This window comes from Caballeronia sp. LZ003, from assembly GCF_031451465.1.
Taxonomy (GTDB): Bacteria; Pseudomonadota; Gammaproteobacteria; order Burkholderiales; family Burkholderiaceae; genus Caballeronia.
This window is the reverse complement of the sequence record NZ_JARUXJ010000001.1, coordinates 3,066,519-3,077,587: the sequence shown is the minus strand read 5'-3', so window position 1 is coordinate 3,077,587 and position 11,069 is coordinate 3,066,519. Positions and strand designations below refer to the sequence as shown.

The following is an 11,069-nucleotide window of genomic DNA, read 5'->3' as shown; positions in this document are numbered from 1 at the left end:
TCGTTACCGGTTTCACTTGAAGACCTTGCGGTCGGTGTTGGGGCGCGCGACGCGCGCGGGATTACCGAGCGCGATCACGTTGTCGGGAATGTCGCCGTAGACGACAGACCCCATGCCGATGATCGAATTTGAGCCAATGCGCGCGCCTTCCTTCACGAGTGCGCCCATGCCGATGTAGCTTGCCTGGCCAACCGTGCACGCGCCGCCAAGATTGACCATTGAGGAGACGACTGTGTAGTCGCCGATTTCGACGTCATGGCCGACGATAGCCATCGTATTGATGCTTGCGTGCGCGCCGAGTCGCGCGTCGCTCGAAATCGAGCAGAACGGCGTGATGACGACCCCTGCTCCGAGTCGCGCGCTGTCCGCGACGATGGTGCTCGTGTCCACGACAATGCCCGACTGCGTACCCGCGTCGCGGAGCTTGCGCGCCAGGACTTCGCGGCCCGCCGGCTCGCCGACCGCTATCACGAATTCGGCCGAGTCGAATTGCGCGTGCAAAGATGAATCGTCGAAGCGCAGCACCGGGGCGCCATGCCTCGTGCGCGCTTCGCAGATATCGTCGACGAACGCGATCTCGGACCACTGCCCGGTGGACGCGTTCTGGCGGCGGGCGACGTCCATCACTTCTCTGCCGAAGCCGCCTGCGCCGTAAATGAAGAGTTTGCGTGTCACGTGAATGTTTGCCGTGCGTGGCGCGCAGTCCGCAATGTGTTGGGGTGCGCGCGATTTTTCCATGACGAGAGTATCGGCGTGGCGCCGGAAATTCGAACGACTGAAGAAACGCCGAAAAGGGTGCTTATTCGGGTTTTGAGGGAAAGCGAGAGGTCGGCGCGCAGGTCGCGCGGGTTCCTGCTGGGCTTGCAGGCGCGCAACAATTACGACGCTATTGGTGCGCCCGGCTGGGATCGAACCAGCAACCCCTGCCTTCGGAGAGATAAAAACCATGTTTTTGGAGGTTCACGGCGGTTTTGGGAATTCATAAAAATCAACGGCTTAGATAATTGGTGTTCAGGCACGTATATGCTTGTTCGCTGCGCGATCGGCCCTAAATCGGCCCTACGTTATACTTCTGCCCTATTGGCAGGGACTAGGGCATGGGTCAGAGATTCAAAATCGATCGTGATTTTTTGCGCGCTATTTGTCCGAACGGGAAGTACCAAGAATTCGTGGACGCCGATGTTCGCGCTTTCGTTGTGAAGGTCACACCGAGCGGCCGAGTCAGTTACACAATTCGTTGGACTAAGCCCGATGGCTCTCGTGGGCGGCGCGTCCTTGGCTACTGGCCGGACCTGAATCCAGGCGAGGCACGCGAACTGGCGAAGAAAGCCCTTCGCGACGTGGATAAGTCTGGCGACACGACGGCGGACGTACTCGACCGCCGTCGCAGAAAAGTCGAAGCGGAGAAGATCATCGGCACGCCGACCTTGGCCGCGTTCATCAATGATCGTTACGCCGATTGGCTGATGGCAAACACGCGCGCTAGCGCTGCGACTGTCGCCCGCCTCCGACGGTCGTTTTCTGACCATCAGGACCGCCCGCTGAGCGACTTTACCGCTTGGATCATCGAAAAATGGCGTGCGGCCCGGATGAAAGCGGGCGTCGGTGCGTCCACCGTCAATCGCGACCTGTCCGCGCTTCGTGGGCTGTTTTCTCGAGCCGTCGAGTGGGGCGTGCTTGCCGAGCATCCAATGCGCACGGTGAAGGCATTGCAAGCGCCGAGCGGCAAGGTTCGATGGCTGTCAGACGACGAGGAAGCGCGTCTGCGTGCTGCGCTCGCTGCTCGTGAAGAGCGCGAGCGCGCGGAACGCGAGAGCGCTAACGCTTGGCGAACCGCACGCGGCTACGGTCTCATGCAAAACCTTCGCGAGCTTGAGTTTGTCGATTATCTGAAGCCTGCGGTGCTGCTGTCTCTTAATACAGGCCTGCGGCAAGGCGAATTGCTTAAGCTGGACTGGCGCGACGTAAATCTAGATCGCGCGTTGCTGACCGTCGTGGATGCGTCATCGAAATCGGGAAAGCAGCGCCACATTCCACTCAATGAAGAGGCGCTCGCTGTGCTGATCTCGTGGAGAAAGCAACAAACCAAGCACAGTATCGTTTTCGCAGGCGCAACTGGCGGCGTGCGCACCGATGTGAAAACCGCATGGTCGAAGCTTCTTTTAAATGCTGAAATCACAAATTTTCGATGGCACGATATGCGGCATCACTTCGCGTCGCGGTTAGTGATGGCGGGCGTCGATTTGAACACAGTCCGCGAACTTCTCGGACATGCCGACTTGACCATGACCCTGCGCTATGCCCACCTGGCACCTGAACACTTGTCGGCGGCCGTCGCCAAGCTGGATCGACACCCACAGTCTTCTTCAGAAAACAAACATGACAGACAACAAGGTTCTCAGATTCGAAAGGCGTGAAAGCCAAAAATGCACCGATGCTAGAACCGATGATTTGCTCAATGAAATCAACACGTTTGACTACGATGATTATTTCGATCGCGCGTCTGACGGCGAGTTGCATGGCGATGAGAAAAACGAGTGGGTAATGCGGATCCTCGAATTGTTCTGCCGCGATTTTTTCAGAAATGGCGGCAATCCAAGCAAAGTGCCGCCGTGGGTCATGAGCTATATCGCGCGACAGATTTTTAAAGTTCTCGACGGGGAGCAATGGGAACGCGCATTCCCTCTGCCGTGGGCACAGCCAGATCCATACGGGAATTTTACTCGCTGTGGGAAGCGCGCTTTCGACGTCTGGACGTCTGTCAGAAATGCGCTGAAGCAGAATCCTAAGGCCAAGGTAAGTCATTTGCTGCAGGCCGAAAGCGCACGTCATAACCTATCGTACGAAGCGGTTCGGGGAGACTATTACGCCATGAAAAACGGTATTGAACAGGGGATAGGCATTCCCAAGAAATTTCTAAAAATCGACGACGAGACTTAGAATATATTTCTGCTCTAAAAATAAGAAAAGAGATCGAGAATTACAGGAGTATCGGCGCTCTCTAGACTCGCTTCACGGTTGTTCATTTGAGCAACCTAGTATTAACGAAGCGAGGAAATATGGAAGCAAGTTACACAATCCCGCAGTTCTGCGCGGCATATCACTTCAGCCGCGTCTATTACTACACGCTGAAAGCGCAGGGAAACGGCCCAAAAGAATTGCGACTAGGGCGGCGCGTTGTCATCACGCGCAAGAGCGCCGAGGAGTGGGAAGCGCTAATGCTGGCTAAGCAGACTTCAGACTTGGAGGGCCAGCGGCAATGACGACCGAAAAAATGCTGGCCCGAAGGCCAGCAAAAAGCGTTTTTGGAGGATACAGCGCTGTCATCTTAGAGAAGCGTGGCCGTCGGCACCATCAGTCGCGTACGAAAATCACTGGCTTGACGAAGTCGGAATCAGTCGTCTATCCTGTGAAACGCGGGAGGAGACACCTCTCGCTCGGGATTGCAGTCTCGATCAGCAAAAGGCGGACAACCGCCGACCGGCGGTATTTTTTCGTCCGCTGCCATGCGTTCGCCTTCAATGGCCGGGCCTTGGTGGGGGAGCGCTCGCGCTCGCCGGTTTCCTTTTGCACCGGTACTGCAACCCTGCCTTGTGCCTGGCCACCCCAATTGCAGTTGGGGGCCGGGTTCGTTGAACCTGCAAAAGGAGGCCGCACCATGCGACTCGCTCTCCCCGCTCGTTCTGAGCAAACCATCCCCCTCGTCTACATCGACATCCTTCAGTGCGCCCAGCGTGCATTGCGTGAAGCCACGTTGGCCGCTTCCGACCTGGATGCACTCGACATCACCGGAAATGCGCTTCGTCAGCTGGTGGACATCGCCCGTCCGGAGGTGCGTCATGACTAAGATCACAGAAGCGATTGTTCTGCGGCACACGACGGCGGCGGGCTTGATCGACTTCTTCTTCGAGCGCTTCGATACGGCCCATGCGTCGGACAGTGAATTGGAATACCTCGCGGGCTTCACCGGCACAGTCGCTGACATGGCTGATTCGCTGTCTACACTCACTGCGGGCATTGGTATGTTGGTCAGCGCTGATAGTCGGTCGGAGAACAAGCACCTTCGTACCGAAGCACTGCAAGGCAAAGATGAACCTGTTCTGCTCTTCCACGTTGCGGCCGAGATCGAATTGATCGCTCGTATCGCTGAAATAGCGGCGGACTCCAATTGCTACTTGCAGCGACGGTTGACCGACCGTCTCAAAGTCGCACGTTCTAGTCGTAGCTGTTTCGATGAGTACTCCTCACAGGAGGCGAACCATGGCTAATCGTTACGATCTCGCCGCCAAGGCATGGCAGATTCACGATGTCCTGCAAACCCTTTCGGCCGCACTTCCAGAAGATCAAGCGGGATGCATTGTTCCCGTGCGAGGCGTCGTGCACCTGTTGATCGATCAGGCACAAGAGGTTGCCAACAAGCTATCTGACCTGGCGTGTGGGGGAGATGAAGCGCGCGATAAGAACGTAGGCGGTTCGAAGGAGGACGTATGAGTACGGTCGATCAAGACAAGATGGTGATGGAGGTTCAGAAGAACGCGACGCAACGCGTTCGTATCTCGCATCGCTGGTACAAGGGCCGTCAGTACATCGATGTTCGTCTGGTGGTTGTCGATATGGCGGGTGAGTTCGTGCCGACTCGTCAGGGCATTATGCTTCGCCCGGAATTGCTGGGGCAGGTCATTCAAGGGCTGTCGCTGGCCGCGCGGGAGGTTGCATGAGCGATCTCGTGAATGTGGAGGCTGTCTTTGCAGACGCGCTGACAGGCGCTGGCTTCAGCGCCCCTGAAATCGTCGCGGATAGCACGATTCATCGTTTTGCTGGCCCCGAAGATAAGCGGGGCAAAAAGAGCGCTTGGTATGTGCTGCACAGCAGCCGCTTCGGTTTGGGGGCATTCGGCGATTGGAAGACTGGGTACAAAGAGAATTGGTTTGGGAGAGCCGAATCGACTTTAACGGTGGAGGAGCGCAAGCAGTGGAAGCGCGAACAGCAGCAGATCCGCGCAGCCGTCGAGCAAGAGGCGAAAGCCCGTAGGGCGGAAGCCGCAGCGAAGGCCAAGCGCATTTGGGCGAAGACGCGCGAGGCCACCGACGACAACCCCTACTGCGTTGCTAAGGGTATCAAGCCATACGGCCTGAAAGAGTTTAAGGACAAGCGCACGTTGATCGTGCCTCTTCGTGACTCAAGCGGCCAGATCGTGAGCGTGCAGTTCATCCATGCCGACGGCACGAAGCGGTTCTTAACTGGCGGCGCGAAAAAAGGTTGCTACTACTCTTTCGGGCCGAAGCCTGCGGATCGCATCATCATTGCCGAGGGTTTCGCTACGGCGGCGAGCCTGTTCGAGGCGACCGGCTTGCCGGTTGCCGTTGCATTTGACTCCGGCAACCTCAAGCCCGTAGCACTGGCAGTAGAGGCTAATTTGCCGACTGGATGCAAGATCGTAATCGCAGCCGATGACGACGTTGAAACGGCGGGCAACCCAGGCATCACGGCCGCCACCGATGCGGCGAAGTCGGTGAATGGTTTGTTGGCCGTCCCCGACTTTGGTGAAAACCGACCAACGGGCGCCTCAGACTTCAATGATCTCGCACAGCATGAGGGCAATGAGGCGGTCAAATCGCGTATAGCGGGCGCAAGAGAGCTCCGTATGACGAGAAGTGTCGCGAAGCGCTCGACGCCCACGGTGAACCTCTGTTGTGCGGCGGACGTGGTTCCTGAGCCGATTCACTGGCTCTGGCCGGAGTGGCTTGCAGCCGGAAAGCTGTCGATTCTGGCGGGACAACCGGGGTGTGGCAAGACGACGATCGGCATTTCGCTGTCTGCTGCGATTTCGAACGGCGGGCAATGGCCAGACGGCACGCAATGCAAGGAGCCCGGCAACGTGCTGATCTGGACCGGAGAGGATGGGCTCGCAGATACGCTGGTGCCACGTCTTATGGCTGCGGGCGCAAATCGGCAGCGCGTGTTTTTCGTTCAGTCCGTGACCAATGCGGATGGTGAGATACAACCCTTCGATCCGAGCCGCGATGTTCCCATTCTGTCCGCGCGTATCGACTCAATCGGCGGCGCGAGCCTACTTGTCGTCGATCCGGTTATCAGCGTGGTGAGCGGCGATTCGCACAAGTCCGGTGACGTGCGCAAATCGTTGCAGCCTCTGGTTGATCTGGGAGCAACCCACAAGTGTGCAGTTCTCGGCATCACACACTTCAGCAAAGGCTCAAAAGGCTCGGCACCGATTGAGCGAATTCTTGGCTCGCAGGCATTCGGCGCGACAGCCCGGACGATCATGATTGCTGGCAGGGATGAGTCTTCGGGACGGCGCATCTTTGCCAAGTCGAAATGCAACATTGCGGGTGACAGGGGCGGCTTCGAGTATGCGGTCGAGAATCTGGACTCGTCCGAAGGGTTGGCGTCGAGCCGGATTGTCTGGGGTGAGCCCATCGACGGATCGGCCAAGGAAATCTTGCGTGAACTCGAGGCCGATGACCCCGAGGGTGAGCCGCAAGAAGAGCGGGAATCGAAGTTTGAGCGCGCCCGCTGCATGCTCTACGAATGGCTTACACCTTTCATGAGCACCAAAGAAATGAAAGCTGCGGCGCAGGCGGAAGGGATCAGCTGGCGACGGATTGAAGCAGCAAAGGCAGCAGAAGTTTGCGCAGGAAACAAGATTCGAGCCGTAAAGCAGGGTAATGCTTGGGGCTGGATTTGGGACCATTACGCGGTTAAATACGGGAATTCAACTCCGCAATCGGTGCGCTATTCAAGTGCGCAAGAAATTCAAGTCCGCAAAAGCGCTTGCGGAGTTGGGATCGTTACTCAGCAAGGGATTGCGGGCAAGTCCGCAACTCCGCAGTCACTTTCAGTAATTGCGGAGTTACCTGAAAAACAAGGCCAAGATCAAGCCAAGTCCGCACTCCCTCAAACCTTTGCGGTCTTGCGGACTTGCCCGCAAACCCATACGCAGCAAGGGATTCAACTCCGCAATCAAGTCCGCAGCGCCAGAACGATTGCGGAGTTGACCATCAGCATGGAGAAACGCGATGACGCTTTCGAGGGATGGCGAAGAATTGCCCTCGTTGAGGCGGCTTCACTTAAATCGAAGTTTGTATCGAATGACAGGATAGGGCATGAATAGCGAACAGATGTTCAACCTTTCGGAATAGATCGGAGCTTGCTGTCGCTGTAAGGATGCGTTCGAAGATGAGTTAGTCCAGACGGCGGCGCTTGAAGCGGCGTATCGGATCTTTCTACCGAGAGCCGGGAACTGACGAGTCGGGAATCGAAAACGGTATGGAGAAGCTCATTCTGCTTCGCATGCTCAACGAATTTACGAAGCGCGAGCCTACCTCTATCGCGTTGGCTTTCTGACGATGACGTCTATCGCACGCGCTGGACTTCGACATGTAAGGAGTGAGGAATGACTACTGCACGAGGCACAGCTATAAGTGCGTTCGGTCTGTTAGACACTCCAGGGTCGGAGACCCCGCGACCGTGACGCTGTTCCGCTTCAAGGCCTTTCGCCCCCATCTATTCAGTACGGATTGGGGGCGGCCAAAACGGCCCTATTCGTCGGAAGACGACTGAGCCCCAAGCACGGAAGAAACGAATTTCTCAAGATCCTGAGTCGTAAAAAAGAATCGTGCCAGTTCGCCTTTTCCAATTGCTCCGATTAGGGTTCGTTCCACCATTTCGGCGTTTTGTAATAAATTCCCAATGCTTTCACATGGTTCGCAAAATCCGCCGACGTTATCGTGCAATAGGCGGTAACTTGCTCTCCAAGCCTCATAGCCATAGTCGCCAGGCGAAACATGTTTGTGTCGAAACAGGTATGCATTTTGAGGTTCCGATCGCTTGTTGGGTCTTCGATAGCCAACATGAAAACCTCGGTTGACGAATTGGGATGATCAGATGTGTTACGCTGCTCAGCAAAAAGGGCGACAATCCGGCCGGTGAGTATATAGTCGCAACCTAAAAACCCGCGCAAGTCTTCGTGGTGATTCGCGTTCAAAAATATCTCCTTTTCGCAAATAGGATAAAAATCAAAGATCTAAACACAACAAAATCTGAGTTGCGCCGGTATTTCCGCAGAGCACTTCTGATAAGTACCCGTACTGACCATGCAAAATATTTGCACAATAAAAGGTAGGCGGAAATTGTGTGAAACGTAGCGGCAAATTGACATAAAAGAGGATAGACACTTCGTCGGGCGGATCAAAAGCTATTCCACTGGAAGATGGTCCTGAGCCTCGGGCACGCCATCGGGTGTTCGACCAGCTAACATCACTGTCAGGAGAAATCTCGGTTCCTGAAACTATGTCCTCTGATTGAACATATCTTGACGTGATGTAACGTCTATAAATTCCCTCTAGTGCCCCCAAGATATAAAGGTCGTTCGCATAGCCTTGATAAGTCCCGTTCGACAAAAATCGTTCACGGTGGTCCGTCAAGTGCTGTGCTATTGACGCGCCCAGGCTACGAAAATCCGTAGTGCCGTTGACCTGATATACAAAGAACGTTGCGTTATTTTCTCTAGCGAGGGCCCGCGCCAGCATAACTGCCTCGCCATACGTTTTGAGAGCTTCTATAAATCCACTGTCAGGCGCGCCAGTCAAATATGCCGATAAGCTGGGTTGAAAATGAGGCGGACTAATTCTTAACCCGTTGGCGAATGCGTCATCAATAGAAACAGTACTGACGACGTACACGTAGACTCCTCGCTGCAGTAGACTAAATCTCACTTCGACCATCGCTCTCTCCTAATCCGAATAGGTCATTTGTTTGCTGTAACCATTGCTTAGTGCCTCACATTTGTTGGAAATCGCCGCTGACGGTCTCGTCCGTTAAGTCCTTTCGCAAAATATCTGCACGGCAGCCGAGCTCGGCCGGCACTTGCGCTCACGCGGCGGCGAAAAAGTGGCGAAGTGGATCGCGCAAACCCGCGTCATTGCTCGATTGCCACATTCCTGTATGTCATCCGCCTTGCAAGACGACGGCCGACCATCCGCTGAAAGCCAATCAGCAGCTGTAATAATTGGACGTCTTATCGTCTCATACCGTTCTCCATATTCCGCGAGCTTTGACACGCGCTACACCTTTGACGCGAACATGACTATTTATCACTGCAACTACTCTTCCATTTAAACGCTCATGAAACGTAATTGACAAATAGTCCCTAATTGTCACTCCGAGATCGAAATTCAGACTATTTGAGCAAAGTAAAGCTGTCATTCCTTCGCTATTTAAGAGTCGCAGCGGTAAATTTTCAAGCCTGTAACTCTGGATCCTAGGAAACTCGGCAAACGAACCAGTGAATATGTAGTCTTCCAGGATGATCAAAATCCTTCTGGTTTCCGCGTGCCATTCGACACTACATCGGCGCTCGTAGGTTGTACTAATCATTGCTATTTCATAACATTGAAAGGCAAGTGGTCGTGAAGAGCATTTTAAGACGCTGCTGACTAGCCAGACGCTTCGAAGAGCGAGGCTCAAGGACGCGTTCTTACGACCTCTGTAAATGTCTGCATGTCATCGGCCGCCTTGTGTGCGACCGCACTGATAACTCGCATCAGAAATGTCTAAACGACCCATGCGCTTTCTGCGCACATTGATCGGTGTAGCAGCCTGTAACGCTAGATATAGCTACTGGGCGAGTGGCGAGAACGACGCCGGTTAGCGTGTCTTTAGAATAGTTGGGGCCTGACACGTGAATTGCCCTAACAACAAGTGGCGATTCCTCCTCAATGGTGAGAATAGAAGTCGTCTGCCCACTCTTCGGCATATTGGTATATTCCGCAATTCCGGATGCCGTGTAATTCCGGTTCATCGGCGTTATCCCAGACGGCGCTCTTAGGTTTATCAGCACCTGCTCCAAATTGGCCGACGGCCGACGATTCAAATCAGCTTCCGGCACTTGATTTATTTGCATTGCGGTGCCAATCGGATAACCGATGATATCGTCCGGTGTACTTATGCTTTTGACTGCGGCTGGCCTCCCTGACAGATTTGCATCCGGACTAGCGCCCGTCGTGCAGAGCACTGCATCACTGTCTTTCAATGACACGAACACGTCGGCCTCATCGGTCATGTCTTCAGCGCCAAGGTTGGCGCAATACCGCCGATGCAACTCGTTGAGTTCCGGCGGCCGCGAGTGCGGCTTAATCTTAAATGAACCGTCGGCAACACGCTCCATAGGGATTTTTTTCAGAACAGTTTTTGGAAGGTACCCAACCAGTACTCCGTCAATAAGCTTCGTTTTATAGGCGGGAACTTCAGCTTGTGCGGCTGAAGTAACCAATATCGCAACGATGTAAAGGACTTTAATCGCTTGATTTAATCTCATTGCAACTCCCAATGGAAAGTTTTCTCCATAGAACAGGGTCAGATTTGCGGCTGGCACTGCCCTCGAGACAGACGCATTAAACATCAGACGAGTAATGTGGCAAAGTTTACATGCCTAAGCACGGAGTTTTATAGTGGATTTAATTTGCGTAAAACTCGGTAAATTAGAATATTTAAGCGATTTTTACGATTTTCTGTGTACATTGATTTATGTTTTTTGATATATAATGTTTTTTATTGCTTTTTTAGATATATCAGGCGGCGATTGTCATACCCGTGTCACAGATTTCCACAGCGCACACGAGGCAGGAGATGGCTTCGCGTCCGCGCTCGCATCCTAAAGCGTGACCCGATCTGTGTGCGCTGTGCATCGGCAGACAGGGTTAGGGAATCGGTGATCGTTGACCACATCATCCCGTTGGCTCATGGCGGCACGGACGATGAATCGAACCTGCGCGGGTTATGCGCAGTCTGTCACGAGGCAGTGACACGCGAGCAGTTCGGGTATTGGGCTCGCAAGGCGTTCGGCGCGGACGGACTGCCGGTCGATGGAGAGTGGTCGTGACGGGTCATTGGACGAATAACGGGTGGCGGGGGTAGGTCGATTTCTGGCAGTGCTGGGGGCGGACACCGAGCGTTCCCCTTCGCGACCATAAACGTGGACAAAAAAAGTAAAAAATGGCTCAACGGGGAAGGAAATCCGCCGCATCGCTGGCAATCGCGCCAACGGTGCC

13 protein-coding genes are annotated in these 11,069 nt (G+C 54.5%); 9 read left to right on the top strand and 4 right to left on the bottom strand.

Annotated elements, in window-relative coordinates; genetic code table 11:
- Positions 1–12 precede the first annotated feature (12 nt).
- Positions 13–675 (bottom strand): acetyltransferase, encoded by a 663-nt coding sequence (locus QCE79_RS14000; RefSeq protein WP_309844895.1) that lies wholly within the window; start codon positions 673–675, stop codon positions 13–15.
- A 422-nt stretch (positions 676–1,097) separates the two neighbouring features.
- On the opposite strand from QCE79_RS14000, the gene QCE79_RS13995 reads away from it, so the two are divergent.
- The 8 genes from QCE79_RS13995 (at position 1,098) to QCE79_RS13960 (ending at position 7,132) form a co-directional block, all read left to right on the top strand.
- A complete protein-coding gene (locus QCE79_RS13995; protein ID WP_309844892.1) occupies positions 1,098–2,417 on the top strand; it encodes a tyrosine-type recombinase/integrase in 1,320 nt (439 codons plus the stop codon).
- Entirely contained in the window at positions 2,380–2,940 is a 561-nt protein-coding gene (locus tag QCE79_RS13990; RefSeq protein ID WP_309844890.1) for a hypothetical protein, read from the top strand. Before QCE79_RS13995 ends, QCE79_RS13990 begins: the two co-directional genes overlap by 38 nt.
- A gap of 119 nt (positions 2,941–3,059) precedes the next feature.
- On the top strand, positions 3,060–3,263 hold the full coding sequence (locus QCE79_RS13985) for a hypothetical protein (RefSeq protein ID WP_309844888.1): 204 nt from the start codon (positions 3,060–3,062) through the stop codon (positions 3,261–3,263).
- On the top strand, positions 3,260–3,847 hold the full coding sequence (locus tag QCE79_RS13980; RefSeq protein ID WP_309844885.1) for a hypothetical protein: 588 nt from the start codon (positions 3,260–3,262) through the stop codon (positions 3,845–3,847). The genes QCE79_RS13985 and QCE79_RS13980 overlap by 4 nt, the downstream gene beginning before the upstream one ends.
- Complete coding sequence (locus QCE79_RS13975) at positions 3,840–4,268, top strand: hypothetical protein (RefSeq protein ID WP_309844883.1); 429 nt, start codon at positions 3,840–3,842, stop codon at positions 4,266–4,268. Before QCE79_RS13980 ends, QCE79_RS13975 begins: the two co-directional genes overlap by 8 nt.
- A complete protein-coding gene (locus tag QCE79_RS13970) occupies positions 4,261–4,491 on the top strand; it encodes a hypothetical protein (RefSeq protein WP_309844882.1) in 231 nt (76 codons plus the stop codon). Before QCE79_RS13975 ends, QCE79_RS13970 begins: the two co-directional genes overlap by 8 nt.
- The gene (locus tag QCE79_RS13965) at positions 4,488–4,718 is read left to right on the top strand and encodes a transcriptional coactivator p15/PC4 family protein (RefSeq protein WP_309844881.1); all 231 of its coding nucleotides are present in this window, start codon (positions 4,488–4,490) and stop codon (positions 4,716–4,718) included. Before QCE79_RS13970 ends, QCE79_RS13965 begins: the two co-directional genes overlap by 4 nt.
- The gene (locus QCE79_RS13960) at positions 4,715–7,132 is read left to right on the top strand and encodes an AAA family ATPase (RefSeq protein ID WP_309844880.1); all 2,418 of its coding nucleotides are present in this window, start codon (positions 4,715–4,717) and stop codon (positions 7,130–7,132) included. Before QCE79_RS13965 ends, QCE79_RS13960 begins: the two co-directional genes overlap by 4 nt.
- Positions 7,133–7,666: 534 nt before the next feature.
- On the opposite strand, the gene QCE79_RS13955 is transcribed toward QCE79_RS13960, so the two are convergent.
- From QCE79_RS13955 to QCE79_RS13945, 3 genes are all read right to left on the bottom strand, one after another.
- Positions 7,667–8,005, bottom strand: a complete 339-nt coding sequence (locus tag QCE79_RS13955; RefSeq protein ID WP_309844879.1) for a hypothetical protein — start codon at positions 8,003–8,005, stop codon at positions 7,667–7,669.
- Positions 8,006–8,036: 31 nt separating this feature from the next.
- Positions 8,037–8,702 carry a hypothetical protein gene (locus QCE79_RS13950; protein WP_309844878.1) on the bottom strand — a complete coding sequence of 222 codons (666 nt, stop codon included), beginning with the start codon at positions 8,700–8,702 and terminating at the stop codon, positions 8,037–8,039.
- A gap of 860 nt (positions 8,703–9,562) precedes the next feature.
- Entirely contained in the window at positions 9,563–10,393 is an 831-nt protein-coding gene (locus QCE79_RS13945) for a hypothetical protein (RefSeq protein ID WP_309844877.1), read from the bottom strand.
- Positions 10,394–10,531: 138 nt separating this feature from the next.
- Here QCE79_RS13945 and QCE79_RS13940 point away from each other — a divergent pair, with 138 nt between their 5' ends.
- Positions 10,532–10,900, top strand: coding sequence for an HNH endonuclease signature motif containing protein (locus QCE79_RS13940; RefSeq protein ID WP_309844874.1), 369 nt, complete (start codon positions 10,532–10,534; stop codon positions 10,898–10,900).
- Positions 10,901–11,069: the final 169 nt, after the last annotated feature.